The sequence below is a fragment of the Coleofasciculus sp. H7-1 genome (assembly GCF_057473865.1).
The window spans coordinates 163,297-188,981 of record NZ_JBYCCT010000022.1 but is presented as its reverse complement, the minus strand read 5'-3'; the positions used below and the strand labels follow the sequence as shown (position 1 = coordinate 188,981).

Below are 25,685 nucleotides of genomic sequence, written 5' to 3'. Positions count from 1 at the left end.
TTTTTACCATTTACATCCTAAGCTCCCTGATGCGGTTCGCCGTCGCTTCATGGCAAAACTTAGTAGTAGGCATTTTTGTGCCTACTACTAAGTTTTTGTGCCAGTTACCTAAGTCTTAGATATCGATGCTGGAAGCAATTCGTTTGGGTGACAGGTAGGGATAGGGAGTCTTGCCTTCCTTTTGCAGCTTTTTGTTCCGCTGCTCAATCTCCACGTCTATAAGATTGAGCTTCGCCTTAAAAATAGCGTGGATATCGGAGAACTGCTCGTTTTTTAACGGTAGTTGGAACAGGGGATTCAAAGACGGCGTGGTGAGCATATAGGCGAAAGAGATTTCAAAGTGAGAGCTGACAAAGCTCTGCAATGAACTCATCACGTATTCCATTGTGATGTCGCCTTCAGTTTCAGGTACTTCCTTATACAGAGCATTGGGTCGGTTGGGAATATAGGCTAAGTATTCCTGCTGTGGGAAGTTCACTGCCGAGTGTTGGGCACTGACTAGGAAAATAATATTGGTCAGGGTTTTTATCAACAACTCCCGCGTCTCAATGGCAGATGGAAAACCAGGAATATCTCCACGTTTTGGATCGGAAGTTTCCTGCGCCCAAGCTTGGATGACTGGATCGGCTGCCACGGCGGCATCGTCCTTATACACAGCATTTACGGTATTGCTAACGTACTCGGTATATGCATTCCAAATCTTGAAGCCATCTTCCCGATAGTAGAAGTCTTCAACGCCGTCCGAACCCTGCTCGTCAAAGCCGCGTGATAAGAGTTCTTGCGGGAAGCTCATCCCAAAAAAGTCCCAATCTTTCCATGCCTTCAGGAATATCTGCAACCCGCCCCCCGTGCCAATAGCGAAGGTGGTATCGGTAAAGGGAGCAACGTAAGAAACCAGGGTCTGACGAGCAAGATAGTTAATACCGATGGTGTCTTGGAAGTGCGGCTTCAGCAGTTGACCGATGGGGTGATCTTTGGGGAAAGCGTTGTGATGGCTGATGGCATAAGGTTCTGCCGCCAGGTGCGCGTAGCCTAAGTGAGAGATAAACTGGTGGTACTGGTTGTCAGCGCAAGACACATGAAGCTTCGCCAGCAAATACTTGTTGGGATTAGGCGAGTTAGGAGTGTAAATTTCGTTTTTGCGGTCTTTGTGGCGCGTTAGTTGGATACCGAGAATATTAAGCCGGGACTTGCCATTCTCCAGTAGTTCCCGATATACCAACATATATGGTGCATAGAAAACTTTACCGGGGCGCGGGGGGAGATCCTCCATATATTTGTAATCGAGGATGAACAGCCGTTTTTGGGCGATTAGCTCTGGAATAGTTTTCCCTTGCGCCGTGAGGTTCGCCAAGTCTTTGGGGATAACCGTGTCCTTAGTGCAGAGTGTAATGGTCATCGGGTTAACCCCTTGGATTAGCTGGCGGCAGAATTCGACATCATTTTTCCAAGTTTTGGGAATGTCGTATGGCTGCTTGAGCCAGCCAGCGTAGAAGGCTGTCCAGGGGTCGCCGCCCTCCTGCTGGAGCTTCTGTGCCCTTAGTGGAAATCCTACCTGCGAGTAGAGGTATTCGTGGGCACGCTGCGAAATTAATCCCAGCTTCTGCGGAGGTAGTACTTCACCAGGCGGTAGACCTTTCACCATGCGTGGAAGGTCTTCCATTGGCACGTCAGGTCTATCATTCCGACGAGGATACGGTTGATATTCATACTTTTGATCCTCGCCACCAGCATACTGCTGCACGATTTGCAACACTTGCTGCTTCATCTCTTCCATCACACCAGTGAGGAAAGCGATCGCCTCTTGCTGTTCCATTTCTTTGGTGTCGGACAGTTCGTCCCCAGATTCCAGCAACAGCCGCAAGGAAACAACAATCTCTCCTTGATCGGTACGCTGTAGCTTGAGAGTTTTGCGCGATACTTCACCGGATTTTAGCTCGTGCAAATCAAGCTCGGCAGTACCCATAAACTCATCTTTACCAATGTTGGCATCCCAAACGCTGAAACGCAGCTTGCCTTTGTTGCTTACTACATCAAGAGTGAACTTTTCATTCCAGATGGGGTTGCAAGTACGCAAACAAGACTTCGATTCTTGTGGCTTCGCCTCGTCAAGATCGATCACGACATAAGGATCGGGATTAAACAATCCTGTTTTGTGCAAATCTTTGCCGCTAATCAGTTCAACTTCCAGCTTGCCAATACTGGGATTAAAGTGCTTATCCAGAGATTTGATGGCTTCCGAGTAAGTCTTCTCCTGACCGCCCGTGATTTGTCCGGCAAAAACCGGGCTAACTTCACTTTCAGCAAACCAATGAACCACCGTCTCGGTCGGACTCTTGGCTGACATCTCGATAGTGGTGAGGGCACTCGTGATGGGGAGACTGGGTTTGACTTCCACAAAGGAGTATTTCAAGATGTGCTTCTGGTCGTCGCGCATCTCTAGACGCTCTTTATACTCGCGCCCTGTATGCGTCTTAAAGGAGCGCACAGCCCCGACCTCATCTTTGCCAGGGGCATCCAATTTAACCCACTCATAAATGGGCCACCATTTCATAATCTCTGGACCAAAGGATCTGAAGACAGCCCACACTTTGTCGATGGGTGCGCCGACTGTACCTGTTACATTTGCGCTGCTAGTCATTTTCTTAGTGTTTTCCTTGTTTCTAGTATCAAATTCCGATTTGATCCACTCAAATCGCTGGTTGAACATCTTCTCGATGTTGGCTTTGAGCTGCTGACCATCTACCCCCTTTTGAGGGATGAAGATATTGTCATAGTTCACCTTAGTGACTTCGGCATTTACCGCAGACAGCTTGACCGTACCCCTGTATAGATTGACAGGCATCGAAGCACTTTTTGTCATCTCGTAGACTAAGGTTCGCTCTTCGTCCGAGCGAGATACGAGGGTCTCCTCCACAACACCTTTCGGGAAGACTATCTCTCTCTTATTACCCGGTCCCATGTTCACGCCAGTGGCGTATTGCACCCACGAGACATCCTGCCAATTGCCAACCACAGCCCACAACTTATCTACGGGACAGTGGACATCAAACTCGAACGAACATTTAATGCCGTCTCTTTTTAGGACAAAATTGACGACTTCAGGAATGCGCGTTGGCAGGAAATGCTCCATGATTTCGAGTGATTTGGCGCGTTCTTCTTGTTTTTCGCTCCGCATCACCACGTCGAAAGTCAGCGACGCTTCTGGACCAGTCTCAGTGTCATAGACTCGTGCGGTAGCTTCGTAGAACGTGAACAGCACATTCGGCTCTGGGATGTCGATCTTCCACACATGGTTTTGATCGTCCTTGAGGATCAGCCGTTCGCGAGTGATCCCACCCATGAAATCGAATCGGATGATAGCTCCTACGCCGTTTTGCGGTTTCCCATTATCAGTTTCCAGTTTGGTATTCTCGTGTGCGCCGAGAACTTTCTGCAACGAGAGGTAGTCGTCGAACCCAGACCAAAACTGGTTTACAGATATGGGTATCTTTTGGACGTTTGTTCGCGAGACACGTTTGCCGAACTCTAAATCGTCTGTAGAATTTAAGTTGGTTGATGAGGTCATTGTCATATCTCCATAGGTAAAAGCGTTGGGCTGCTTATAGCAATAAAAGTGATTTCAGCCTTCTTGAGGTAGCAAGACTACCTTTGCTTATCCGTAGTTTGGTAGACTTCACAGTTCTTAGACGCTCATGCGATCGCATCAAGTAGGTGACTTTAAATGTTCTTGACTACGGTCTGTACTTAGAACTTGAAACAGTTGATTTATGTTTTTCGTCCCTTGTGACGGAACTCAAACAATATCCATCCAATCAACTTCTGCAAACCTTATCCAGCAACAAAAATTTCATCCTTAAGCTAGATGTGACTTACATTTAAGGTAAGTTAAGTTTGCACCTTCAAAGCCGTCTGTGCAACCGAAGTTTAGGAACTTAAGTACCGAACTTAAGATTTTTTGGCAATCGACTTGTAAAAGCTAGGAATAGTAAGCATTTCAGCTTTTTCAAAATTGAGCAATTAGCAAAATTTATCGCCAGTTAAACTTTAAAAAATCCTTAAGTTTAAAAAATCCTTAAATGACATTGCTTAGCTTGTAACCACTTGAAACGAATTAATTAATGGTTAATTTGTCAATAAATTTTTGTTAACTTTTTTATATTTAATCAAAGCTGCTCCTAACCAATCCCTCAGACTCTACTAACAATAGGCGGAATAGAGGTTTATTATACTGGCTTGGCATTTCTTTTTATTAAGACTTTGTGTTTCCCTTAACAATTATGTCAGTCCGGATATAAAAACCAAACCCTACTTTTCCTACTTTTCCTACTTTATGTTGGGTAAAAGATGGAAAAAAGCTCACTACAATCATATTTGAGCCACATATTCCTACAAATTTAAAAGTTACACATTAGGGGGTTTGTTATTATATTTATGTTCAAAGCAAAATCAAATGTTGCTCTTATAGCCATATCTATCGTTTAGCTCTGGCTAAAGATAAGCGCGAACAGTTGTGTCAGTCCCATGTATGTCTAATTCGAGTAAATAGAGTTGGCATCTTGTTGGAATAGCACAAGCACTTCGTTTTCCTTGTCCCATAAATATATATAGCCATAAGAAAGGAGCATGAAAAATTCAGTGAAGCAGAAACGCAAGCGCGGCGTAATTTTAACCAATCAAGGATTTGAGAAACTTCTGGCAGCAAAGTCTGAGGCGGAAAGTTGCAAAAACTCGGACAAGCATTACACCCTGGAAGCTTTAAGTGATCGCACTGGGTTAGATCCAGATACCTTGACAAAGGTATTTATTCGTCAAGATGGGGTTGATAAACGAACCCTGAATCGTTGTTTCACAGCATTTGACTTAGAGCTGAAGTCAGGTGATTATCAGCTGCCTTTCCCCGATGAAGCAATTAGCACTCAGCAGCCAATTCAAGCTCCTCAAGCGTTGGCGCACCTTAGTATAGCGGACGCGAAACATATCGCACAATCTAAAATTCACAATCAAATTGATTGGGGTGAAGCACCTGATGTTTCTGTTTTCTTCGGACGAGAAGAAGAACTGGCAACGCTAAAGCACTGGATGCTGATAGATGGCTGCCGACTGGTGACGCTTTTAGGGATGGGCGGGATAGGCAAAACCTGTTTGTCGGTAAAATTAGCTCATCAAATTCAAGATAAATTCGAGTTCGTAATTTGGGGAAGTCTACGCAATGCCCCACCAGTCAAAGATATGCTAGCCCAGCTGATCTTATTTTTGTCGAACGGACAGGAAACTGACATACCAGAAACTTTAGAAGGTGGAATTGCGCGACTGATTTATTATTTACGAACTTGTCGCTGTTTGTTGGTATTAGACAGTTTAGAAATGATTCTCAAAGGGTGCGATTATGGTGTTGGGCGCTATCATGAAGGCTGTGAAGGTTACGGTCAACTTTTCAGACAAGTGGCAGAATCACAGCATCAAAGCTGCTTGCTGCTGACAAGTCGAGAAAAGCCCAAAGGAATTGGGCTACTGGAAGGAGAAAGATTACCTGCGCGATCGCTACAACTAAAAGGCTTGCAGGTAGAAGAAGGAAAGGAAATCTTTAAAGCTAAGGGTTGTTTCTGGGGTTCGCCAACTGACTGGAGCAGGCTGATTGAGCGCTACGCAGGCAACCCATTAGCATTGAAAAGCATTTCTTCCACAATTCAAAAGTTATTTGATGGTAATATTTATGAATTTTTAAAGCAAAACATAGCAGTTTTCGGCGATATTCGCAATCTGTTAGAGCAGCAATTTAAACGCTTGTCAGATGTAGAAAAGGAAATTATTAAGTGGCTGGCGATAAATCGTCAACCTGCTTCATTTTCAGAACTGCGAGAGAAGATACCGCCCTCGATATCACCGCAAAAACTGCTTGAGGCGCTGGAATCTCTGTCAGAGCGATCGCTAATCGAAAAAAAGGCTGCACTTTTCTTTTTGCAGCCTGTCGTTATGGAATTTGTAAGCGACCAATTAAGGGAAGAAAAAATTACCCAAGTCCCGCTGAGAGTCGTGTCTAGTGACGAGTATCCCAGATTGGTGGCTAGCAGCTAAAAGCGCATTGCTACTTGGCACCACAGAACTTGCGATCGCGGTCTACTTCCGGTTCTTGCCAGGAAAAGGCAAAATGGCTGACTGAATTGACTTGCGGTGCCCCAGCGCGGATCGCTTGCATCTGTTGTTCTAAGGACGGACGAGAATTGAACGACTTACCCCAAGCCCCCGCCAGTACGGGTGAAACCTGAGTGCCAGGTGGTGCAAGACTTAAGACCCGCTCAACTTGCGAGACAATACAGCTAGTATTGCCGCAGGTTCCGTAGGACATCGGATGCCACTCCATATAAGTAGGAAACCGATCCCACGGTTGCACTCTCGAATCATACCCCCCTTGACCGATGGATTGATTCCCCTCAGGGAAAAACACTGCCCCCGTGCGGATTCTTTGTCGCTGGGCAGGAAGGCTGGCTAACGCCACAAAGTCTACGACGCCTTGAGCCGCATGGGCAACACTCAGTTGCCACAACTCCCATTGCAGCAGGGCTTGACGCTGTGAGGCGGTTGCTTTCATTTCGTTGGCAGCGGGATTGCGTCCCTGCCAGAGAGGCGATCGCTCATCTGGGTAAAGTTTATCCACGCCTGCAACATCGCCAGCGCTAATGAATCCCTTGGTAATATATCGCTCGATCAGCTCTCGTCCTTTATTGTTGAGGGCGCGGTCATACAAAGCCTGCCGAGAACCATCCCCATAAATCCATAAATCTTGGACTTTCGTTACCACGGAAGCGCTTCCTGACTGGCGGGGATACCGAATGTAGTCAAAAAGCACTCCATCGGGGCGGCGACGAACCACCTCTTGAACCAGCTGGTAATAATCTCGTTTTGCTTGGGGGTTGTAAGGATCGATGAATGCTTGGGAACCGTCCTCCGTGACCGACAAACTGGTTTGTCCCTTGCCATCGCGGGCTAGCACCTGCTGTCGATCGGGTCGCTGGGAGTAGGAGTAGCCGAAGTTCATGGCAAACATCCAGGCATAGACTTGCAGCCCCCGTTCGCGCCCTTTGTTAATCGCTTGTGCTAGCAAGTCCACTTTCTCAGCGCCTGGAGTTCTGACGACAGATGGCCAGGGTGTGGAGTTTTCTGCCTTAGGCAGTAGCACCTGACCGTCAGAAAAAACTTCGACATAGACCTGGTTGTAGCCTCGGTTAACCAAGCGATCCATTAATTGATCCAGTGCCCCAGGACGGATGTCGCAAGGATACAGGCGCAGCCAGATTGCCTGTACGCGCGGCCAAGTTTGCTGACGACACTGCTGCAAACTCTCTGCGTGTTTTTTCAAGAGTGTTTTGTAGCGACCTTGGGAATCCGCGTTTCCTTTTACGGCTGAAGCACGTAAGCTTTCTTTTTGGGCGATCGCATCTGCTGAAAGCTGGCAATATGCCTTTGTTTGAGCTAGGGCAGGTTGCGAACCCAAGTAAGGATTGATAAGACTACTACTGGTCAGAACTGCTGCAACTAAACCGCGATAGACACGCTGCCAAGTTTGCGGCAATCTTAACGATGCCTGACCCACGAACTTCCTCCTACACACCAATCTCATAGAACTCTTAGATATGTCTACCGATCAGACGAAATGATTGGACATAAGGTGTCATCCGAACCTATTTCACTGGTTGAGCATCATATCAGCAATTGTCAATTGACTCTATATAGAGATTTACCAGCTTTTCCGGGAAAATCTCTGCTTTTTAGTAGAAATATGCACCCATAAGACCGACGATACCAACTGCCACGTCTTTTGCCATTTGGGATGGTCACTCCCATGCCCAAACAGGATTTCCAGATTTGAGCTTCTGAAATTTAAAACAAAATGGTGTAATCTGCGATCGCTAACGCCGTCCTTGCTGCGTGTTGCGCCGGATGCGATCGCTTAACTGGTCACGGTAAATTCACTCCATCTGCCATCATCCCCAACCGAGTCTGGAGGCTATTAAAGCGATTAGCTATTAGCCAGTCAATGAACAGCTAACAGCTAACAACTCGCCAGCTAATTCTTCAAGCCTCTCGTCTCAGAGCTGTTTCCACCTGCTGAAACTCTTGCTCTAAGCGATTCTTCAGTTTTTCCGGCAGCGGACGATTCGGATAAGAGCTGTAATGCCCCGCTAACGAATTCAACGCAGTTCGCATCGTCGTGTAAGAACTCAGTTTAACCACAGAGGTATTCCTCCGGTAGCGAGAGGCAAAGTCATTAATGATCTGACGCGCTTGTGACTGAGCTGCGGCTTTATCTGCCGAACCTTCTGGTAATTCAATCGCTGTTCTCAAGCCTTGCAATAAAGCCAAGGTATCTTGGCGGTAATCTCCACTCAGTCCTAGCGAGCTGCTGGAGGAACAGCCCATCAATCCCATCGTAACCACCAAAACCAGGGCTAGGAGACGTGACCAATAACGCTTCATAAGTATTTTTTTACCAAACGAGATGGAAAATTCAAAATCAGAGTTTATCCTATCCCGAATTGGAACCTTGGGAATTTTAGATTTTTAATTTTAGAGATAAGCAGGTTGGTGTAAATAAACGTAGACTCTTGATGGTTCATGGTTTATTGCTCATGGTTCATAGGAATAAACCATGAATCACCCCAGTGACATTTATTTGAACCCATCTATTTCACTATTTTCATCCCTTTAGCAGAGGCGGAAAAAGATGAAAGTGCCTACTCTTTTCGGCGCGAGCTGAATCAAACAATCTGGTAGGGGTATTTAATAATGGTTATCCCGGCATGGGTAAGGACAGAAGACCTGCCCTTACATCATTTCATCAATTCAATCGTTTTTCTGAACTAATTAACCGAAGCGACCGCTTACATATTCCTGTGTTGCTTGCTGCTGAGGACTTTGGAAGATAACTTCGGTGCGGTCGTACTCGACTAAATAACCAATGCGACCTCCTTTTTCTGTCGGTTCGACATTGAAAAAGGCTGTCATATCGGATACTCGTGATGCCTGCTGCATATTGTGCGTCACGATCACAATGGTGTATTGCTCCTTGAGTTGGTGGAGCAATTCTTCAACTCGCAGCGTTGAAATGGGGTCGAGAGCGGAGCAGGGTTCATCCATCAGGATCACGTCTGGCTGAACGGCGATCGCTCTGGCAATACACAACCGCTGCTGTTGTCCACCAGACAAAGATAAACCACTTGCTCGAAGTTTATCTTTCACTTCATCCCACAGAGCCGCTTGCCGCAAACTCCGCTCTACCAATTCATCCAAATCGCCCCGATATCCATTAATCCGGGCACCAAAGGTGATATTGTCATAAATCGATTTGGGAAATGGGTTTGGTCTTTGGAACACCATCCCAATCCGTCGCCGCACCTCTACAGGATCGATTTCTGAAGCGTAAAGGTCTTGACCGTGGTAAGTTACTTTGCCTTCTGCCCGAAAACTTTTAATTAAATCATTGAGGCGGTTGTAGCACCGCAACAACGTACTTTTTCCACAACCCGAAGGTCCAATAAAAGCCGTAACCCGGTTTTTGGGAATATCTATCGAAATGTCCCGAAGTGCTAAAAAATTTCCGTAGTATACCTTTAGATTTTCCGTCTGTAAAACAGTCTCAGTTTGATTTTTGGTTTGAGGATTCGACAACATAAAAAGTCAGATCGGGTTTTGGGTTTAACGGGCTAACAAAAACCGTGTGGGCTTTTGGGCAGATGATTGGGCGAAGGATTGTATTGCTTAGGAAGTAAAGAGGATTACGGCTGCGTCCTTAATGTTAAAAACAGCGCCTAGCATAGTATTAAACCTTGGTATGTATTCATTGTTGCATTAGTTTGTTTAAGTTTCCGTATCATAGCAACACATATTTGAACAATCGTTCATCAATAAACTCGACGAGCCGTTGCCAGACGAGAGACCATGCTGGTTATCAGAACCAGTAAAACTAGGATGAAAGAAGCCGCCCAAGCGAATGCCTGCTGATTTTTAAATGGAGACGTAGCGAAGTTGTAAACTAAAACCGCTAGGGAAGCCGTTGGTTCTTTTAATTGATTATTCCAATTAGGCCAATACTGGGCAAAGAGGGCAGTAAATAACAGGGGTGCCGTTTCACCAGCAGCACGAGCAATTGCCAGAGTCGTTCCCGTCACAATTGCTGGGAGTGCTGCTGGCAAAATCACGCGAGACACCGTTTGAAAGTTAGTTGCTCCCAGTCCTACCGCAGCTTGTCGGATTTCTTGCGGAACCAATCTCAGAGCTTCTTCGGTTGCCCGAATTACGATTGGCAACATCAAGATGGATAAAGCAAACCCTCCCGCCCATGCGGAATAAGTTCCCAATGTGAGAACGACGGCGGCATAAGCGAAGACACCCACAATGATTGAAGGAACTCCACTAAGGACGTTGGTGGCAAAGCGAATCCAGTAAGAAAACTTACCCATACTACTAAATTCAGACAAATAAATGGCTGCCATGATGCCAAATGGAATGCTAATCAGGGCAGCAATCCCGACCATAATTAGGGTTCCCAGAATGGCGTTGCCAAACCCTCCTCCGGGTACCAAGGGCGGTGGCGGCAGTTCCGTGAACGCACTCAAGTTAAGCTGGCTTACACCCTGGATGACCACGTAGGAAAGCACCGCTACCAAAGGCAGGATGGCAAGGACAGCACAAAGAAACGTCAGCGCCGACATCAGTGTCCCAAACAGCGTTCGGGGGGAGGTGGGATTTCGCTTCAAACTACGACTGGGAAATCCGGAAACTGGTCGATCCTGGGGTTTAGACATCATCATATTTGTGGTCAGTGGTCAGTGGTCAGATGTGGAGGGGCGGCTTTTACCAGATATCTGCCAGTAGATTTCCTATACTGAATAAACCCGCCCGTGCTGCGTCAGCTGTCAGTTTCTCAGAACAACGAACAACTTAAATTCGCTGTACCCGCTCAATAAGTATCTGAGCTAGGATATTGACTAAAAGCGTTAAAGCAAACAGAAGTAATGCGGCATACATTAAAGCTGCCACTTGCAGACCACTTGCTTCTGCAAATTGGTTGGCGAGTAGGGAAGCAATCGTGTTAGACGGGGCCAAGATAGAAGGACTGATGTTGTTAGAATTCCCAATTAACATCGTTACAGCCATTGTTTCTCCCAAAGCTCGACCCAGTGCCAGCATTACTGCGCCCACAATTCCAGAGAAAGCGGACGGTAGTAGCACTTTGAGAATTGTCTCCCAACGAGTCGCTCCTAGCCCAAATGACGCCTGCCGCAAGTCTGGAGGCAAAGAGATGAGGGCGTCACGGGAAAGGACTGCGATTGTCGGTAGTACCATAATGGCGAGGACAAGCGCTGCGGGGAGCAAGCCAGGGCCGCGTAGCGGCGTGCTAAAAATGGGCAGCCAACCAAAGGAAGCGTTGAGCCAAGTTCCCACGCCTCTTAACAGGGGAATTAGAACAAAAATTCCCCACAAACCATAGACCACACTGGGAATCGCTGCCAGTAGTTCTACTAGGAAAACAATTACCACCTGAATTCGTGGCGGCAAATAATCTTCACTTAGAAAAAGGGCTACGCCAATCCCCACTGGCACGGCAAGCAATAGGGCGATCGCTGAGCTAGCTATCGTGCCGTATAGTTGAGGCAGCGCTCCGTAATGATTGCGAACCGGGTCCCAATCGGTGGAGGTAATAAAGCCAAAACCAAATTCTGTAATCGCAGGCCAAGCTTTAATTGCAACTTGTACCGTTATCCAAATCAGGATTGCAGCAACTGCAAAGGCAAAAATTCGAGTTAGCCAAATAAAGCCCCGATCCATCGTCCGATCCCAATCGGAGCGGGGTTTCATCATCTGCGAACCGGAGGTCACGGAACTCACGGGATTATTTTCCTCAGACACTGGTTAGTAAAAGCAATAAACACTTGTATTTGTTGATGCAACCTAGACTCGTACCGTCTTTTTTACTCGGAATGCAATTTTTTCAATTGCTGGACATTCCAGTTTAGCGGGGGCACTTTTGCTATTAGCCTACCGTTTAATCGTAAAGGATAGAGTAAAGGTCAGGTTAAGGTATGGCTTTAGTTGTCTGCAAACCAAGTGATAAAATGCCATCGTTTCAATAAATACGATCAAAAGGGTCGAACGTGGTTCAAGCATCGGTGTCAAACGTGGATGTTAACAGCAAGTCTCAGGAGTCACTGCGGCAATGGCTGCAAAACCTGACCTCTCGGATTATTGCTGGTGAGCGGATTGGGAGAGCCGAAGCGATCGCTCTGTCCCAAATTGAAGGTGAAGAAAATATTTTGCTGCTATGCGAAGCAGCTGACAAAGTCCGTCAAGCTTGTTGCGGAAACATAGTCGATTTATGCAGCATTGTCAATGTAAAATCTGGTAATTGCTCGGAAAACTGCGGCTTCTGTTCCCAGTCTGCTCACCACCCCGGTCAAGACTCGCCAATTTATGGCTTGAAATCCACCCAGGAGATTCTTGCCCAAGCCAAAGCAGCTGAAGCAGCCGGGGCAAAGCGGTTTTGTTTAGTTTCTCAAGGACGCGGCATTAAGTACAACAGCCCCAAATCGACGGAATTTGCCCAAATTCTGGAAACGGTACGCCAAATTATTGCCGAAACCCAGATTAAACCTTGCTGTGCTTTGGGAGAAGTAACGCCGGAACAAGCCCAGGCGCTGGCTGAGGCTGGGGTAACGCGGTACAACCATAATTTAGAGGCATCGGAGAACTTCTTCGAGCAAATCGTGACAACTCATACTTGGCGCGATCGCGTTCAAACCATCCAAAATCTCAAAGCAGCGGGAATTCAAGCCTGCACTGGTGGAATTATGGGATTGGGCGAAAGCTGGGAAGACCGAGTGGATCTGGCGTTGGCGCTGCGGGAATTAGAAGTCGAATCCGTACCGCTGAATTTATTAAATCCTAGGGAAGGGACACCCCTAAGCGATCGCCCGAAAATCGATCCTTATGAAGCCCTCAAAGCGATCGCCATTTTCCGCCTCATCCTGCCCGAACAAATTCTGCGCTACGCTGGCGGACGGGAAGCCGTGATGGGAGAACTCCAAGCAATGGGCTTCCAAGCAGGAATGAATGCCATGCTGATTGGACACTACCTCACCACCATCGGACAACCGCCAGAGCAAGACCATGCTATGCTCGAATCCCTAGGGCTTACGGGCGGCGAAGCACCCATTCCCGGCGAATACGCTGCTAAGGTATGAGTGCTGAGGGCTGAGGACTGAGGACTGAGGACTGAGGACTGAGGACTGAGGACTGAGGACTGAGGACTGAGGACTGAGGACTGTAGGCGCTTCGCCTTCCCGAAGGGTGGACTGAGTGCTGAGGACTGTAGGCGCTTCGCCTTCCCGAAGGGTGGACTGAGGACTGTAGGCGCTTCGCCTTCCCGAAGGGTGGACTGAGGACTGAGTAATCTTTCTCCCCTGCGCTCCGACGCCCCCTGCTGCTCTCCGACGCCCCTGCGCCCCTGCTCCCCCGCTCCTTTACTTCCCTGACTTTTACCCTTGTGTTTGCTCCCACTGAACTACTGTGGGCCTTGATTGGCTTACTCCTGACGATTGGCGGTACGTTTCTGGAAGCGTATGTTCCCAACCTTCCTTGGAATTGGTCTGGGCAAGGGATTCAAACTCACTCGCTGGGCGTGACCTATCAAATTGGTGCCGTGCTGCTAGTTGGCTGTATGGGCGGTAAAAATGCTGGCGCACTCTCTCAAATTGCTTACCTGGCGTTGGGTCTAACTCCTTGGTTTCCAGTCTTTTCCCAAGGCGGAGGTCTTGACTATCTCACAGAACCCAGCTTTGGCTACTTACTAGGCTTTATTCCGGGTGCGTGGATCTGTGGCTTAGTAGCTTTTAAGGCACCGCAGCGATTGGAGTCTTTGTCCTTCAGCTGTATCTGTGGCTTGCTGGTCATCCATATCACTGGTTTGACTTATCTGATTGTGACCCATTTGTTGACCTTGGGAGCGGTATTACTGCCTTTATGGGAAGCGGTTTTGAAATACTCCGTCTATCCTTTGCCAGCCCAGATGGCAATCGTTTGTGCAGTGACAGTCTTGGCTTATTTCTTACGCCAGCTAATGCTTTATTAAGTCGTTAGTCCGGTCATTAGTCAAGCGCTCGTTGGTCAAGCGGTCATGGGGTAGTGGATTGATAGTCTACCTATACTGATTACCAAACAGGACTTACGCAAAGCTTATACCTATAGCGTTCTTGTCGGTTCAATCCCCCTGCGATAGCGAAGCGCCGACCTGTCGGTTCGCCCTCAGATGTCGCGCAAGTTGCGTAAGTCCTGTACCAAAGAACGATTGACTAATCACTCATCACGAATAACTAATCAGGACTTACGCAAAGCTTATACATATAGCATTTTTTCGGGTTCAATCCCCAGGGGGATTGCGTCTTTCAGATGTCGCGCAAGTTGCGTAAGTCCTGCTAATGACTAATTACAATGAATTTCAAAAATCACTTTTTTTGGCTCGCCGCTTTCGTTAGTCTGATTCTGGATCGGGTAACTAAATATTGGGTGGTGCAGAATTTTGTCTATAAAGAAACCTGGGCGCTGTGGTCTAATGTATTCCACTTTACCTATGAATTGAACCCTGGGGCAGCTTTTAGCTGGTTTCAGGGAGGAGTTTGGTTGCCCTGGCTATCTTTAGGGGTGAGTCTATTCTTGATCGGATTCGCTTTAGTAAACCCCCATTTGGATCGTTGGGAACAATTGGGCTGTGGCTTTATCTTAGGTGGAGCAGTGGGCAATGGAATTGACCGATTTTTCAACAGTTGCGTCATCAATGACAAATTTTTCAACGGTTGCGTCGTTGATTTCTTGGATTTTCGGCTGATTCACTTTGCAGTATTTAATCTGGCAGATATGTTTATCAATGTGGGCATGGTGTGTTTGTTGATTGCCTGGTTTTGGAATCCATCCACCTCATCTGGCAGACCGCGATGAAGAGATGAGGGGATGACTTGAAGAGGAAAGGAAAGTTGAATTGTTCTCCCACTCTCCCACTCCCCCGCAACGTCTCCCTAGGCTTGCGATTAGAATGTTGAATACAAACCTCTTGCTTGTTGCATTAAGCCTTTTGCCTCTGACATGACCTCACCCCAACAACCGCCTAAAACCATCCTGGGTCAGCTAACTCAGGCAGTACAAACCATTCAAGCCAAGGTAAATTTTAATGCGCTGGCGCTGAAGCCCAATGCCAAGGTGCCGGAACTTTGGGTGCAGGATGCCGGTGCTGCTAAGGCAGAGGTTTATCCACTATTGGGAGAAAGATACCTACTCGGACGCAGTTCTAAATCTTGCGAGATTGTGGTGCGGAACCCTGTTGTCAGTCAGATTCATCTTTCATTAAACCGAGAAGGACGGCGCGGGCATTCCTTTGTGATCAAGGATGAAGGCTCCACCAATGGCATCTACCGAGGGAGACGGCGGCTGAATAGCTTCACGCTACGTCACGGGGATATCCTCACCCTGGGACCGCCAGAATTAGCGGATGCGGTTCGGCTTCAGTACCACAATCCGCCTCCTTGGTACGTGCTGGCGACTCGTTACGCCCTCTATGGGGTGGGTGGACTGACCAGTTTATTGGCATTGTGGATTCTTTTTGAGTGGCGCAATATCCCGATTCGACCTTTGCCCGCTGGCGTACAAGGGCCAGTAGTGATTAATTCTGATGATGGGACGCCGTTACAGCGTCCCAGAACGGTGGCGCACCGGGAACTGAGGCAATTATCAGATTTTTCTAAGTATCTGCCTCAAGCGGTGATTGCATCGGAAGACAGCCGCTATTACTGGCACTTTGGGGTCGATCCTTTTGGCACGCTGCGGGCGGTGGTGGTGAATGTCAAGGGAGGCGGAATTCGTCAAGGCGGTAGTACAATTACGCAACAGTTGGCGCGGAGTTTGTTTCGGGAGTATGTGGGGACAGAAGATAGTGCGGGGCGGAAAATCCGGGAGGCGATCGTCGCTCTGAAGCTGGAGACGTTCTACAGTAAGAACGAGCTGATGCGGAATTATCTGAACCGCATCTACCTGGGTGTTGGTGCTAACGGGTTTGAGGATGCGGCTCAGTTTTATTTCGACAAATCTGCCAGAGATTTAAATATTTCCGAAGCGGCGACGCTGGTGGCGATTTTGCCAGCACCGAATAATTTTAATCCGATTCGGGATTATAAAACGGCGATTGGACTGCGCGATCGCATTATTAACCGCATGGCAAATTTGGGGTTTATCAGTGCGGAAGAAGCTCAACGATCGAGGCGATCGCGTATTGACGTTAGCCCCAAAGCCAGAGAAGCTTTGGCTAGCATCAAGGCACCCTATTTTTATAGCTACGTTTTCAACGAACTCCAAGTCTTGTTGGGAGAGCAACTGGCAAAAGAAGGCAATTTTTTTGTCGAAACCAATCTGGATCTGGAGACTCAGCAGAAGGCGGAAACTGCCCTCCGCAACGGAGTCAATACCAGTGGGGGAACTTACGGGTTCTCTGAGGGAGCGATTGTGACTCTCGACTCCAGCAACGGGTCAATTCGCGCTTTGGTCGGTGGCACAGATTATCAAAAAAGTCAATTTAATCGCGCCACTCAAGCCAAGCGACAGCCCGGATCGACTTTCAAAATCTTTAGCTACGCCTCAGCACTAGAACAGGGGATTTCGCCGGGAAAGTTTTATTCCTGCGCCCCTGTAGTGTGGCAGAATCAACGCTTTCGGGGGTGCGAAAGAGTTGGGGGTAGCGGGACGGATATGTACACCGGGCTTGCTCAGTCTGAGAATGCGATCGCGCTGCGGGTGGCGCAGGATGTCGGTTTAAATAAAGTGGTAGATATGGCTCGGCGGCTGGGCATCACAACGCCCCTCAATCCAGTTCCTGGCTTAGTGTTGGGGCAAAGCGAAACCACTGTCTTGGAGATGACGGGGGCTTTTGGTGCCTTGGAAAATGGCGGCGTCTGGAATCGCGCCCACGCCATTCAGCGGATTCGAGACAGCAGCGATTGCCAAGATTTCAATAATCCGCAAACCTGCCGGGTGATTTACTCCTTCGAGGAGGAAGCAGGGGCAACGAAGCGGGTGCTGCCACAGGGAGTGGCAGATACCATGACGGATCTGCTTCGGGGCGCGGTGCGAGGCGGGACGGCACGGGCGGCGGCGATTGGCTTCGGAGAGGCGGGTAAAACGGGCACTACGAATAGCGGTGTTGACTTGTGGTTTATCGGCTATATTCCCAGTCGGGATCTCGTCACCGGCATCTGGCTGGGAAATGACAACAACACGCCGACACGAGGGAGTAGCGGGCAAGCGGCTCAGCTTTGGGCAAACTATATGCGGCAAGTGGTGCGTTAAACAAGCTGTGGCGATTAGCGATCGCGGCTATACAAACGAAGCTTGCTAGGCAGCGGGCTAAGATGATTGAACTGTTTGAGCTACGCGAAGCTAGCTACTTCTACGGGACGTTCAACAGCCAAGCTTTTACGGTGGAGTTTAATCCGCTCGATTTCGTGAAGTGTCTGTGCTGTCAGGTAACTTTCACCGCAATGAGGGCAACTAACTACTGGAATATTCTCTATCACCAGTAAGTCTTTACCTTTGCCATAAGTCCTAGCAATTCTGCGGATTCGTACACCCTCTTGTCCACAAATATCGCACAACATTTGGCTTTTTCCTAATATTAGGGTACATATACAGTAATAATAACGACCTTGCCAGCTAAACTCAGTTTGGCGATAATTTCGACTTCCCCACCGTCAACGGTTTCGCCACTGTGCTTTTGGGCGATCGCGTGGTCAACTTCGTGGGGAAAAAGGCGATCGCCCACTTGTGCCAGTTGCTCTGATAGTGCTTCGGGTACTTCGAGGGAATTCTTGGTACGGTCGCTCTCTACTGGTGTAGGATCTTTTCAGAATTCTATCTGTGTCCCTGCGATCGCACTGCTGCTGTAAAATATCTTTCAAATCTCCTAATCGCAATAGCTATTTCAGTTACACTCAACAATTTTCAGGAATTGAAATACAATCAACCAATTTGCCGCATCCCATTAATAAACTCAGTCCTCGCTGCCAAAATATCAGACATTTGCACGCAGCGCCCTAGCAAAGCAATATCTAAATCTGGCAAAAATTCACTCCTGGAAATTTGCTCATAATTATGTTCGCGCAGTCGATAAAGCACAAGCTGGTTATTTTCCCAAAACCAGACTTCAGCAATTTTCAACCGCTTGTACTTTTCTAGTTTATCTATGCCGCCGCTGGTAATAGTGACTTCAATTGCCAAATCTGGATGTTCTTTTTTCTCCCCTAAATAGTAAGATTCATCCGGCTCAAATGACACATCTTTGCTCTTGTCCCTGCGAGTTGCACTCCCTACCGGAATAAATTTCATTTCTTTCTCAAACAAGTAAAGTTCTATAAATATAGCCAAAACACTCTTTATCTGTTCGTGGTATTCCCCCAGTGTCATAAACTCCACACACCCATCTAAATAAGTAATTCGCACAGGCGCATCTGCGGTTAATGATTCTATCGCCTCAAATTGCTCCCAAGTATAATAACCTGGTAAAGTAAATCGCTGTTCTTTAACAGTTGTTATTGCTTCTGAAGCTTGTAATATCATGGGCGTAATGCTTTACTAAAAATGAGTAGCTATTATCTAGTATAAAGATAGGCAGGGGCTACCGATCAAAGTTAATTTTATAGTTTAATATTTCTGGATAATTATTTGATATACTGCCTCAGTACAGGTGGTATAGTGTAAAAGCTTCCTTGTTGTTCTATCAAGCAGCGCCGAGATAAAGAGTGCAGCGCGTTTAGTAAATCTGACGCTGGAATTGTGCCATTTCCTAGCAATTTTGCCAGATTGACTGCTGAGCTTTCTTTAGCCAACAAGGACATAACTTGTTTTTCTATTTCGGATAAGCGGCTAAACTGTTGCTGTAGAATATCTTTCAAATCTTCTGGCAATAATATCGTATCATTTGGTAATAAACCAGTCGCACCTCCTCCCAACTCTTGAATCAGAGCCGCCACGCTTTTTAACCATAAAGGGTTGCCTTGGTAGCGGTGAATGAATGCCTCCAAATTATCAATTTCTTCTAACCCGTAATCTCTCAGGATTTCCCGTCCAGATGCAATATCTAAACCTGTAAGTTGTAAGGTACGAATAGGATTATTTTGGCTTTTAACTTGAGTCACTTCTCTCGGTTGTTCCCAACCGATTAACAAAAAGCAACTTTGATGGGATAATTTTTCTATCTGTTTGAACAAAGAGCGATAGTCTTCGTATTCTGGTTTATACTTTCCTGCCAATTCACCGCTACTGAAAAGGTTGTGAATGTCATCTAAGACGACTAAACAGCGATGCTTTTGCAAATACTTAATCAGCGGTAATGATTTCTGGTTAGTTGCAGGTGAATCTTGATTTTCAGACTGGGAAAAAAGCTGTATCAGTTTATCTTGAAATTCAGCTAGGGTGGGTGATGCCTCTAGACTGCACCAAATTACATACTCAAACTCATTTTTTATTTGTTGAACGAGTTGCACTGCTAATGTTGTTTTGCCGATACCGCTGATGCCTGTGAGTGCTATTAGGCGGCAGCGTTGTTGTAAAATCCATGTAGTGAGGATGTCGAGTTCGGGAGTGCGCTCATAGAAAGCACCCAACTCTGGCATCTCGCTTAAATCTTGATACAGAGTTTGAGTTTGTTTTGTGTTAGATGTTTTCTCATTATGTGAGTTTGGTATATCTGGCGAGTTTATACTTTCTCCACACAGGTTAAAACTACCGCTCACTACAACGTCTTGTGCAAAGTTTAAAACATTAGATATTTGCAACCTCTCCATTGCTGCTCTAAAATTCGATTTACTGACATCTTCCCCTAACTCTTCTGAAAGTTTCCGCCATAACTTTGAGCCAACATCTCTAACATAACTCTCGTTACAGTGAATCTCCTCGGCAATTTGGGTGTATTTCTCACCTTGCATGGTTCCCCGCAGAATCGCCTCTTGCAAGTCATCAAGGTGCTGACCCGTTTTGGCAAACACCAGATCGTCAGCCATTTTTAACACTTCCTTAAGATTCATGCAGTATCGCAGATGTTGTGATTTTCCGTATTCTACCTAACGTTTTCCAACATTTTCTGGCATTTACCAACATTTTTCACATAAAGCGAGTTTGAGCAGCAGACAAAAGTGCCAACAAAATTGAACATTCTTTGACTAGACAAAGCTTGGATTTATAGGGAATGATTGGAGAGGTATTAAAGCGTAAAGTTAGGGATTGAACGCTTGCCGTTTTATACTCTGTAATTGCGTGTTAAACCGCAACTTTGGTCTAATTAATAGTTAGATTCCTTTGACACTTGAATTTCTAAATGGAGGACAAAATTATGAGCGGATGGGCATCTGCGGGTAATGGTCTGGAGGCAAAAGTTACAAAGAAAGGACAGCTTATGATCCGCGAGGCTGGCAAATACCCCTCTAATGATGACTATCCCCACTTTATTGTAAGTTTCGATAGTCAAGGTAATATCGTTGATTATCACTCTTCTGATTCTCGTCATAGCAGTCGTTTTGGACAAAATGAAGTCGTTGCGACTGCTTTGGCAGTTCTCAGAGGGCAAGGAATGCTATAGTGTGATTCCTAGAAAGTTTGGTTTTACTTCGTCAAGTAAACCTCTTTTTCCACTCACAATATCATTCATTTTCATCATACCAATACTATGATTGGACGGAGAGCGATCGCTCCACTAAAATAAAGAGCGATCGCCCCTCTTACAATTACCAAACAATGTGATGATTGGACGGAGAGCGATCGCCATTAGGCACGAATAGCGATCGCTCTTTTAGCAAGCTATAATTTGCTCAGAGTTAAGATGATGCAACCCCAATGCTAACACTTGAGCAAATCGAGTCTGCTATTCTTCAGCTACCCCCAGATGAGTATAGAAAACTGATCGAGTGGTTTGCCGATCTAGACTATCAACGCTGGGATGAACAATTAGAGAAAGACATTGCTGATGGAAAGCTGGAAGCGCTAGCAAAAGAGGCGATCGCTGAATTTGAGGCGGGGCACTGTCGAAGCATCTGATGAATTACACAACTCGTCGATTCTGGGAATGTTACAACGCTCTACCTGAAGAAGTTCAGCGAACAGCCGATCGGTGTTATGATTTACTTAAAGCCGATCCTTCCCATCCATCGTTACACTTCAAGAAAGTTGGTAATTACTGGTCAGTGCGAACAGGACAAAATTATAGAGCTTTGGGTGTGGAGGTTAAAGACGGTATTTCATGGTTTTGGATTGGGACACACTCAGAGTACGACAAACTCATTGACATATAGTACAGTAGCGAAACTTGCCGCAGGCGATCGCACTTTTACAAGTGCGATCGCCCTTCCTGATAAATTAAGTTGAAACAAAGAAAACCAACCTCTTTTTCCACTCACAATCTTATCCATTTTCACCATGACAATGCGATGATTGGACGGATAGCGATCGCCCCATCAAAAGAAACGCGATCGCACCTCTTACAATTACCAAACAATGTGATGATTGGACGGATAGCGATCGCACTACCGAAAAAAAGGGCGATCGCCCCTCTTACAATTACCAAACAATGTGATGATTGGACGGAGAGCGATCGCACTACCAAAAAAAGTGCGATCGCTATCTGCGTTACAATAAAGGTAAAACTCATAAATTAGTCTTTCAAAAATTAACATGATGAACCTAGACTTGTCGCAGTCCGATCCATTCACCAACCTCAAAGTCACACTCCTGCTAGAAGCACTCACATCCGGGCAAGTTGCGGCATCTGTCAGAGAGTTTCCTGACTGTCGAGTGAAAGCAGAAACAAGAGAAGAGGCGATCGCACAAATTCAAGCTATCTTTTTAGAACGGCTAAAAAATATGGAAGCGATTTCATGGAACGTGCCGATTCAGACTTCAGAAGCAACCTGGAAAAAATTTGCAGGTGTCTTTAAAGACGATGCCGATTTTGCAGCAATTAGCTCGTCAATTCGCGCCGAACGAACCTCAGATGATGAATCGGAAGTCGATCCTTCCTATTACCTGTAGAGGTGTCTTTTGGTGTGTCAATATATTTTGGATACCGATTGCGTTTCACTGATTCTCTACAATCATCCCCAAGTTATCGCTAATGCGGCAAAGCATCAGTTTGCCATCACGATTATCACAGTTCAAGAACTCTTCAATGGCTGGGTTGTCAGAATTAACGATCCGTCCCAGGTGCATAACCTACCTGCACTCTATTCAAAACTTTGGACAACTGTAAAATATCTTCAAACTATTGAGGTACTAAACTTTACACCAGAAGCTGATACTTGTCTCAAAAAACTATTAAAAGATAACCCGCCCCTGCGGAAAAATCGCTTGCAAAAAGATATGCGTATTGCAGCGATTGCGTTGTCCATTGGTGCTATTATTGTCACCCGCAACCAACGAGACTTTGGTCAAGTTCCCGGATTTTCGTTCGCGCAGCGTGTGCGTAGCACGTATCGAAGATTGGACGTTGTAGGAGTACATTTGTGTAGGCGATGCGTAGCACGTTCGCGCAGCGTGCCGTAGGCAATCGCCCATCTTGTAGGTTTGGGTTAATGCAAGGAAACCCAACCTCTTTTTCCACTCACAATCTTATCCATTTCCACCATGACAATGCAATGATTGCACGGGTAGCGATCGCACAAGGCAAAACAAAGAGCGATCGCACCTCTCGTAGGTTGGGTTGAGGGACGAAACCCAACATTTATCGGCGTTAGTGTGGCTTTGGGAAAGAGCGATCGCACCCACAAAAGAAACAGCGATCGCCTTGAATTTTTTTACTTGGGAGCAAATAGCAAACACTGCAATGATTGTACTCCGAGAGCGATCGCACTTTATGCTTGACTCCAGCGATCGCCCCTTCAATCAATAGTTCTTTAAATTACTCTTTTCAGTTGCATTATTATCAATCCGTCTGGAGGAATTTACCCATCAACAACTACCAACCCCACCCCACATCGAGTTGCCGCTTCCGCTAAACGGGCATCAAGTGTTGCCATCGGCAATTCCAATCGTAGTGCTAAGTCTAAATATGCTGCATCATAAGCAGCTATTCCTTCTTGTCGTCCCAATGTTAAAGTGGACGAGAGTGCATGAGTATGTGTAGTGTCGTCAACGTGAATTAACAGTGACTGTAACAAAGCAATAGCTAGTTCGGATTGCTCAGTCGTCATGCGGTTGCGTCGTTCTGCAACCAGTAAAGTATTAGCAACTTCTAACGACCAAATGAGCGGTACAAATGCTTCAGAGTCCGGCATCATTGCAAGTAGTGCATTGGCATAATCGTCATTTTCATCCACTAAGCACCAATTGATTGCGACAGAACAATCCAATACAAACTGCATTAAAACCTGCGCCCCTCTTCAATCATTTCGCAGATTGATGTTTTATCCAACGCAACTTCTTGCCGCAGTTGTCGCATTTTGGCAATTGCTTCAGTAATTGATTTTTTAGTAGTCAGCTTTCCCCAAGCGTTATATTCTGGCTTAGTTTCCTCAGATGATAGCGGCTGTACAACTACCACTACCTCAACAAAAGTATCTTTAAGATCGGAGGGCATCTGGATTTGTAATATGCAATCTTCTCCAATATGCGATCGCAGCTTCATTGTTTCCATGTCAGACTCCAGAAAGTTTGAGCAATTGTACCTTACCTCATAGCAGAAGAGTGCGATCGCATCTCTCTCGTAGGTTGGGTTGAGGGACGAAACCCAACATTTATCGGCGTTAGTGTGGCTTTGGGAAAGAGCGATCGCACAAGGCAAAAGAAACAGCGATCGCCTTGAATTTTTTTACTTGGGAGCAAATACCAAGCACTGCAATGATTGTACTCCGAGAGCGATCGCACCTCAAAGCAAATACCCAGCAGTGCGATGATGATACGGTGAGCGATCTCTTGAGTCAAGCATAAAGAGCGATCGCCTCCAATCCAACTCTGAACCGTTACTGATTCATAGCAAGACAACTGGAATATACAATTGGAAATTCTCAAAATCTTCATCAGTGGTAAGAATCCTGTAGCCGCGACGATGAGCAACTGCACACAGCAGAAAATCAGTATTTGAACCCTGAACGCCATTGCTGCGACAAGTGTTGAAAAACTCTGCCGCTAGTTCATAGTCTTCAGATGTTAACTCTATGTCAGGAAAAGCACGAAGATAGTCTCGCAATCGGATGAACTGTTCCGCGTAGCGAATGCCAGAAAGCACTTCCTGACGAATCACTCCCAGTAAAACGACTCATCCATCTGCAATCAAGTCGCGCAGTATATTAACAGATTGCGATCTCATCATTTGGTGTGTTGCGCCGCAATGCCAGCGACCAAACAGAAGTATCAACAATAACATTCATATTGTTTGTCGCTGTTGCTTGTAGTTATACTCTTCCTCATAGTCAATAGTACCGAACAATTCCAATACTTTCAGTTGTTTGCGACGTTGGATGTACTCGCGTAAAGCGGCTTCGATCAATGCAGTGGCTGTTGGATGGCTACTCAAAGCAAGGGCTTCTTGAAGCAGGATTTGGTCTATTTGGAGGGGAGTCACCATGTGTTTTTCTCCTGAACGCTAATAGGTGTAATCTTAGCTCTATGGTAAGCGATCGCTAACCTTATACTGCGATCGCCCTTCCTTGTAAGTTAGTTTAACGCAAGGAAACCCAACCTCTTTTTTCACTCATAATCTTATCCATTTTCACCATAAGAATGCGATGCTTGTACTCAAACGCGATCGCTTGAGTCATGCATAAAGAGCGATCGCACCTACTACAATTACATGAATGAGAGATGCTTGCACAGGTAGCGATCGCACCCCATAACAGCTAGACATTGCTACATTTATTTTATGTTAAAATAAACAGGACTGAAACGGGCAATTCTCATGACTATTCGTGACATCGCGATCGGCAAATTGCAGCAACTTTCCGAACCACTGTTGCAAGAAGTGAGTGATTTTATCGATTTTGTTATCCACAAACATCTTGCCAAAACTGCTGACACTCAGCCTGACGCAAAGCTTGTTGAAGCATGGTCATAATGGTTTGAGGCTGTGGATAGCTTAGACATAACTACCGCAGAACCAGCCAGCGAATATCAGCATCTCCTGCTCAACAAGTATCAACAGCAGGGTCTAATGCTATGATTCTCTGCGATGCAAGAGTCTTACTTTGTTTGGTCGATTGCCTACGGCACGCTACGCGAACGCACTAAGCCCCAGCATAATGCTTACAGAGGTGCAGTTATGCGATTAGCAAAAGCTCTCGCCACAACTTGGTCATGCTTGACATAAGCCATGTAGATTGCTCTCAATCGTGGCAATTGGGTGATGCAAAAACAGTTAGGTAAACTTCTTTTGATGGTAGCCTTCCCATTAAGTTATTCAGGATAAATCGCGCCTGGTCTACCTCTACCAGTATCCTGACACCCCATATAGGTGCAGAGGAATGGGGAAAGCGATCGCCTATTTGTGCCAGTTGCTCCGATAGTTTTTCAGGTACTTCAATAGTGATTCTGGGCACGGTCGCACTTTGAGCAGTGTACGTTTTTGTGATAATTGTACCCGTAAGAAGCGCGATCGCGCTCTCTGGTTGCAC

General features: G+C 46.4%; 31 protein-coding genes and 1 pseudogene. 14 read left to right on the top strand and 18 right to left on the bottom strand.

From position 1 onward, the window contains the following. Nucleotides 1–115: 115 nt before the first annotated feature. Nucleotides 116–3,568 carry a lipoxygenase family protein gene (locus tag AC2VDX_RS06325; RefSeq protein ID WP_378174148.1) on the bottom strand — a complete coding sequence of 1,151 codons (3,453 nt, stop codon included), beginning with the start codon at nt 3,566–3,568 and terminating at the stop codon, nt 116–118. A 1,058-nt stretch (nt 3,569–4,626) separates the two neighbouring features. On the opposite strand from AC2VDX_RS06325, the gene AC2VDX_RS06320 reads away from it, so the two are divergent. Continuing rightward, on the top strand, nt 4,627–6,078 hold the full coding sequence (locus AC2VDX_RS06320; RefSeq protein WP_378174151.1) for an NB-ARC domain-containing protein: 1,452 nt from the start codon (nt 4,627–4,629) through the stop codon (nt 6,076–6,078). A gap of 10 nt (nt 6,079–6,088) precedes the next feature. On the opposite strand, the gene AC2VDX_RS06315 is transcribed toward AC2VDX_RS06320, so the two are convergent. The 5 genes from AC2VDX_RS06315 to pstC all read right to left on the bottom strand — a co-directional run bounded on the left by AC2VDX_RS06315 (nt 6,089) and on the right by pstC (nt 11,862). Beyond that, nucleotides 6,089–7,621, bottom strand: coding sequence for a family 10 glycosylhydrolase (locus tag AC2VDX_RS06315; protein WP_378174154.1), 1,533 nt, complete (start codon nt 7,619–7,621; stop codon nt 6,089–6,091). A gap of 455 nt (nt 7,622–8,076) precedes the next feature. Next, on the bottom strand, nt 8,077–8,478 hold the full coding sequence (gene psb27, locus AC2VDX_RS06310) for a photosystem II protein Psb27 (RefSeq protein ID WP_378174157.1): 402 nt from the start codon (nt 8,476–8,478) through the stop codon (nt 8,077–8,079). A gap of 387 nt (nt 8,479–8,865) precedes the next feature. Beyond that, nucleotides 8,866–9,672 (bottom strand): phosphate ABC transporter ATP-binding protein PstB, encoded by an 807-nt coding sequence (pstB, locus tag AC2VDX_RS06305; RefSeq protein ID WP_378174161.1) that lies wholly within the window; start codon nt 9,670–9,672, stop codon nt 8,866–8,868. Between the two features lie 230 nt (nt 9,673–9,902). Beyond that, a complete protein-coding gene (gene pstA, locus AC2VDX_RS06300) occupies nt 9,903–10,805 on the bottom strand; it encodes a phosphate ABC transporter permease PstA (protein WP_378174618.1) in 903 nt (300 codons plus the stop codon). Nucleotides 10,806–10,941: 136 nt separating this feature from the next. After that, nucleotides 10,942–11,862 carry a phosphate ABC transporter permease subunit PstC gene (pstC, locus tag AC2VDX_RS06295; RefSeq protein WP_378174621.1) on the bottom strand — a complete coding sequence of 307 codons (921 nt, stop codon included), beginning with the start codon at nt 11,860–11,862 and terminating at the stop codon, nt 10,942–10,944. A gap of 293 nt (nt 11,863–12,155) precedes the next feature. Between pstC and bioB the strand changes: the two genes are divergently transcribed. After that, on the top strand, nt 12,156–13,241 hold the full coding sequence (gene bioB / locus AC2VDX_RS06290; protein WP_378174163.1) for a biotin synthase BioB: 1,086 nt from the start codon (nt 12,156–12,158) through the stop codon (nt 13,239–13,241). On the opposite strand, the gene AC2VDX_RS06285 is transcribed toward bioB, so the two are convergent. Then, the gene (locus AC2VDX_RS06285) at nt 13,231–13,557 is read right to left on the bottom strand and encodes a hypothetical protein (protein WP_378174166.1); all 327 of its coding nucleotides are present in this window, start codon (nt 13,555–13,557) and stop codon (nt 13,231–13,233) included. The genes bioB and AC2VDX_RS06285 overlap by 11 nt on opposite strands. Between AC2VDX_RS06285 and AC2VDX_RS06280 the strand changes: the two genes are divergently transcribed. From AC2VDX_RS06280 to AC2VDX_RS06270, 3 genes are all read left to right on the top strand, one after another. Beyond that, nucleotides 13,544–14,128, top strand: a complete 585-nt coding sequence (locus tag AC2VDX_RS06280; protein ID WP_378174169.1) for a biotin transporter BioY — start codon at nt 13,544–13,546, stop codon at nt 14,126–14,128. The genes AC2VDX_RS06285 and AC2VDX_RS06280 overlap by 14 nt on opposite strands. A gap of 359 nt (nt 14,129–14,487) precedes the next feature. Continuing rightward, nucleotides 14,488–14,991, top strand: a complete 504-nt coding sequence (gene lspA / locus AC2VDX_RS06275) for a signal peptidase II (protein WP_378174172.1) — start codon at nt 14,488–14,490, stop codon at nt 14,989–14,991. A gap of 144 nt (nt 14,992–15,135) precedes the next feature. Beyond that, entirely contained in the window at nt 15,136–17,385 is a 2,250-nt protein-coding gene (locus AC2VDX_RS06270; protein ID WP_378174175.1) for a transglycosylase domain-containing protein, read from the top strand. A gap of 80 nt (nt 17,386–17,465) precedes the next feature. Here AC2VDX_RS06270 and AC2VDX_RS06265 read toward each other — a convergent pair whose 3' ends face one another. The 4 genes from AC2VDX_RS06265 to AC2VDX_RS06250 all read right to left on the bottom strand — a co-directional run bounded on the left by AC2VDX_RS06265 (nt 17,466) and on the right by AC2VDX_RS06250 (nt 20,117). Next, nucleotides 17,466–17,693, bottom strand: a complete 228-nt coding sequence (locus tag AC2VDX_RS06265) for a type II toxin-antitoxin system MqsA family antitoxin (protein WP_378174178.1) — start codon at nt 17,691–17,693, stop codon at nt 17,466–17,468. A 17-nt stretch (nt 17,694–17,710) separates the two neighbouring features. Then, nucleotides 17,711–17,857, bottom strand: coding sequence for a hypothetical protein (locus AC2VDX_RS06260; protein ID WP_378174181.1), 147 nt, complete (start codon nt 17,855–17,857; stop codon nt 17,711–17,713). 197 nt (nt 17,858–18,054) lie between these two features. Then, the gene (locus AC2VDX_RS06255) at nt 18,055–18,651 is read right to left on the bottom strand and encodes a Uma2 family endonuclease (protein ID WP_378174184.1); all 597 of its coding nucleotides are present in this window, start codon (nt 18,649–18,651) and stop codon (nt 18,055–18,057) included. Nucleotides 18,652–18,752: 101 nt separating this feature from the next. Then, entirely contained in the window at nt 18,753–20,117 is a 1,365-nt protein-coding gene (locus AC2VDX_RS06250) for a helix-turn-helix domain-containing protein (protein WP_378174187.1), read from the bottom strand. A gap of 305 nt (nt 20,118–20,422) precedes the next feature. Here AC2VDX_RS06250 and AC2VDX_RS06245 point away from each other — a divergent pair, with 305 nt between their 5' ends. The 3 genes from AC2VDX_RS06245 (at nt 20,423) to AC2VDX_RS06235 (ending at nt 21,377) form a co-directional block, all read left to right on the top strand. Beyond that, nucleotides 20,423–20,668, top strand: coding sequence for a hypothetical protein (locus AC2VDX_RS06245; RefSeq protein ID WP_378174190.1), 246 nt, complete (start codon nt 20,423–20,425; stop codon nt 20,666–20,668). A gap of 254 nt (nt 20,669–20,922) precedes the next feature. After that, nucleotides 20,923–21,123 (top strand): hypothetical protein, encoded by a 201-nt coding sequence (locus tag AC2VDX_RS06240; protein WP_378174192.1) that lies wholly within the window; start codon nt 20,923–20,925, stop codon nt 21,121–21,123. Continuing rightward, the gene (locus AC2VDX_RS06235) at nt 21,123–21,377 is read left to right on the top strand and encodes a ParE family toxin-like protein (protein WP_378174195.1); all 255 of its coding nucleotides are present in this window, start codon (nt 21,123–21,125) and stop codon (nt 21,375–21,377) included. The genes AC2VDX_RS06240 and AC2VDX_RS06235 overlap by 1 nt, the downstream gene beginning before the upstream one ends. A gap of 119 nt (nt 21,378–21,496) precedes the next feature. Here the strand turns inward: AC2VDX_RS06235 and AC2VDX_RS06230 are convergent, their stop codons facing one another. Then, nucleotides 21,497–21,733 (bottom strand): hypothetical protein, encoded by a 237-nt coding sequence (locus AC2VDX_RS06230; RefSeq protein ID WP_378174197.1) that lies wholly within the window; start codon nt 21,731–21,733, stop codon nt 21,497–21,499. A 23-nt stretch (nt 21,734–21,756) separates the two neighbouring features. Here AC2VDX_RS06230 and AC2VDX_RS06225 point away from each other — a divergent pair, with 23 nt between their 5' ends. From AC2VDX_RS06225 to AC2VDX_RS06210, 4 genes are read left to right on the top strand one after another with little or no spacing between them, the layout of a single operon-like run. Continuing rightward, nucleotides 21,757–22,113 carry a hypothetical protein gene (locus AC2VDX_RS06225; RefSeq protein WP_378174200.1) on the top strand — a complete coding sequence of 119 codons (357 nt, stop codon included), beginning with the start codon at nt 21,757–21,759 and terminating at the stop codon, nt 22,111–22,113. Between the two features lie 12 nt (nt 22,114–22,125). Beyond that, on the top strand, nt 22,126–22,623 hold the full coding sequence (locus AC2VDX_RS06220; protein ID WP_378174624.1) for a type II toxin-antitoxin system VapC family toxin: 498 nt from the start codon (nt 22,126–22,128) through the stop codon (nt 22,621–22,623). A 29-nt stretch (nt 22,624–22,652) separates the two neighbouring features. Next, the gene (locus tag AC2VDX_RS06215) at nt 22,653–22,784 is read left to right on the top strand and encodes a hypothetical protein (protein WP_378174203.1); all 132 of its coding nucleotides are present in this window, start codon (nt 22,653–22,655) and stop codon (nt 22,782–22,784) included. Next, nucleotides 22,781–22,969, top strand: a complete 189-nt coding sequence (locus tag AC2VDX_RS06210) for a hypothetical protein (RefSeq protein ID WP_378174204.1) — start codon at nt 22,781–22,783, stop codon at nt 22,967–22,969. Before AC2VDX_RS06215 ends, AC2VDX_RS06210 begins: the two co-directional genes overlap by 4 nt. Before the next feature lie 52 nt (nt 22,970–23,021). On the opposite strand, the gene AC2VDX_RS06205 is transcribed toward AC2VDX_RS06210, so the two are convergent. The 5 genes and pseudogenes from AC2VDX_RS06205 to AC2VDX_RS06185 all read right to left on the bottom strand — a co-directional run bounded on the left by AC2VDX_RS06205 (nt 23,022) and on the right by AC2VDX_RS06185 (nt 24,643). After that, nucleotides 23,022–23,441, bottom strand: coding sequence for a type II toxin-antitoxin system VapC family toxin (locus tag AC2VDX_RS06205; RefSeq protein WP_378174206.1), 420 nt, complete (start codon nt 23,439–23,441; stop codon nt 23,022–23,024). Further along, nucleotides 23,441–23,713, bottom strand: coding sequence for a hypothetical protein (locus tag AC2VDX_RS06200; RefSeq protein ID WP_378174209.1), 273 nt, complete (start codon nt 23,711–23,713; stop codon nt 23,441–23,443). Before AC2VDX_RS06200 ends, AC2VDX_RS06205 begins: the two co-directional genes overlap by 1 nt. Nucleotides 23,714–23,745: 32 nt before the next feature. Further along, nucleotides 23,746–24,060: a hypothetical protein gene (locus AC2VDX_RS06195; protein WP_378174212.1), complete on the bottom strand. Its 315-nt coding sequence runs from the start codon at nt 24,058–24,060 to the stop codon at nt 23,746–23,748. Beyond that, nucleotides 24,047–24,446: pseudogene (gene vapC / locus AC2VDX_RS06190) on the bottom strand (type II toxin-antitoxin system VapC family toxin). Before vapC ends, AC2VDX_RS06195 begins: the two are co-directional and overlap by 14 nt. Further along, nucleotides 24,443–24,643, bottom strand: a complete 201-nt coding sequence (locus tag AC2VDX_RS06185) for a type II toxin-antitoxin system VapB family antitoxin (RefSeq protein WP_378174214.1) — start codon at nt 24,641–24,643, stop codon at nt 24,443–24,445. Before AC2VDX_RS06185 ends, vapC begins: the two are co-directional and overlap by 4 nt. Before the next feature lie 330 nt (nt 24,644–24,973). Here AC2VDX_RS06185 and AC2VDX_RS06180 point away from each other — a divergent pair, with 330 nt between their 5' ends. Continuing rightward, nucleotides 24,974–25,129: a DUF2281 domain-containing protein gene (locus AC2VDX_RS06180; protein ID WP_378174217.1), complete on the top strand. Its 156-nt coding sequence runs from the start codon at nt 24,974–24,976 to the stop codon at nt 25,127–25,129. Nucleotides 25,130–25,243: 114 nt separating this feature from the next. Next, entirely contained in the window at nt 25,244–25,381 is a 138-nt protein-coding gene (locus AC2VDX_RS06175; protein ID WP_378174220.1) for a hypothetical protein, read from the top strand. A 16-nt stretch (nt 25,382–25,397) separates the two neighbouring features. On the opposite strand, the gene AC2VDX_RS06170 is transcribed toward AC2VDX_RS06175, so the two are convergent. Further along, nucleotides 25,398–25,685 (bottom strand): hypothetical protein, encoded by a 288-nt coding sequence (locus AC2VDX_RS06170; protein WP_378174222.1) that lies wholly within the window; start codon nt 25,683–25,685, stop codon nt 25,398–25,400.

Excerpts from the sequence above, each read along its gene's own strand:
- AC2VDX_RS06205 (WP_378174206.1), bottom strand. The coding sequence starts at position 23,441 with ATGCAGTTTGTATTGGATTGTTCTGTCGCAATCAATTGGTGCTTAGTG.
- AC2VDX_RS06315 (WP_378174154.1), bottom strand. The coding sequence starts at position 7,621 with ATGAGATTGGTGTGTAGGAGGAAGTTCGTGGGTCAGGCATCGTTAAGA.
- AC2VDX_RS06175 (WP_378174220.1), top strand. The coding sequence starts at position 25,244 with ATGCAAGAGTCTTACTTTGTTTGGTCGATTGCCTACGGCACGCTACGC.
- AC2VDX_RS06240 (WP_378174192.1), top strand. The coding sequence starts at position 20,923 with ATGCTAACACTTGAGCAAATCGAGTCTGCTATTCTTCAGCTACCCCCA.
- AC2VDX_RS06320 (WP_378174151.1), top strand. The coding sequence starts at position 4,627 with ATGAAAAATTCAGTGAAGCAGAAACGCAAGCGCGGCGTAATTTTAACC.
- pstC (WP_378174621.1), bottom strand. The coding sequence starts at position 11,862 with ATGATGAAACCCCGCTCCGATTGGGATCGGACGATGGATCGGGGCTTT.
- AC2VDX_RS06200 (WP_378174209.1), bottom strand. The coding sequence starts at position 23,713 with ATGGAAACAATGAAGCTGCGATCGCATATTGGAGAAGATTGCATATTA.
- AC2VDX_RS06225 (WP_378174200.1), top strand. The coding sequence starts at position 21,757 with ATGATGAACCTAGACTTGTCGCAGTCCGATCCATTCACCAACCTCAAA.
- AC2VDX_RS06255 (WP_378174184.1), bottom strand. The coding sequence starts at position 18,651 with ATGATATTACAAGCTTCAGAAGCAATAACAACTGTTAAAGAACAGCGA.
- AC2VDX_RS06250 (WP_378174187.1), bottom strand. The coding sequence starts at position 20,117 with ATGAATCTTAAGGAAGTGTTAAAAATGGCTGACGATCTGGTGTTTGCC.
- AC2VDX_RS06185 (WP_378174214.1), bottom strand. The coding sequence starts at position 24,643 with ATGGTGACTCCCCTCCAAATAGACCAAATCCTGCTTCAAGAAGCCCTT.
- AC2VDX_RS06230 (WP_378174197.1), bottom strand. The coding sequence starts at position 21,733 with ATGAGTTTTACCTTTATTGTAACGCAGATAGCGATCGCACTTTTTTTG.
- pstB (WP_378174161.1), bottom strand. The coding sequence starts at position 9,672 with ATGTTGTCGAATCCTCAAACCAAAAATCAAACTGAGACTGTTTTACAG.
- AC2VDX_RS06215 (WP_378174203.1), top strand. The coding sequence starts at position 22,653 with ATGCAAGGAAACCCAACCTCTTTTTCCACTCACAATCTTATCCATTTC.
- lspA (WP_378174172.1), top strand. The coding sequence starts at position 14,488 with ATGAATTTCAAAAATCACTTTTTTTGGCTCGCCGCTTTCGTTAGTCTG.
- AC2VDX_RS06235 (WP_378174195.1), top strand. The coding sequence starts at position 21,123 with ATGAATTACACAACTCGTCGATTCTGGGAATGTTACAACGCTCTACCT.
- AC2VDX_RS06180 (WP_378174217.1), top strand. The coding sequence starts at position 24,974 with ATGACTATTCGTGACATCGCGATCGGCAAATTGCAGCAACTTTCCGAA.
- AC2VDX_RS06245 (WP_378174190.1), top strand. The coding sequence starts at position 20,423 with ATGAGCGGATGGGCATCTGCGGGTAATGGTCTGGAGGCAAAAGTTACA.
- psb27 (WP_378174157.1), bottom strand. The coding sequence starts at position 8,478 with ATGAAGCGTTATTGGTCACGTCTCCTAGCCCTGGTTTTGGTGGTTACG.
- AC2VDX_RS06265 (WP_378174178.1), bottom strand. The coding sequence starts at position 17,693 with ATGTTGTGCGATATTTGTGGACAAGAGGGTGTACGAATCCGCAGAATT.
- pstA (WP_378174618.1), bottom strand. The coding sequence starts at position 10,805 with ATGTCTAAACCCCAGGATCGACCAGTTTCCGGATTTCCCAGTCGTAGT.
- AC2VDX_RS06270 (WP_378174175.1), top strand. The coding sequence starts at position 15,136 with ATGACCTCACCCCAACAACCGCCTAAAACCATCCTGGGTCAGCTAACT.
- AC2VDX_RS06325 (WP_378174148.1), bottom strand. The coding sequence starts at position 3,568 with ATGACCTCATCAACCAACTTAAATTCTACAGACGATTTAGAGTTCGGC.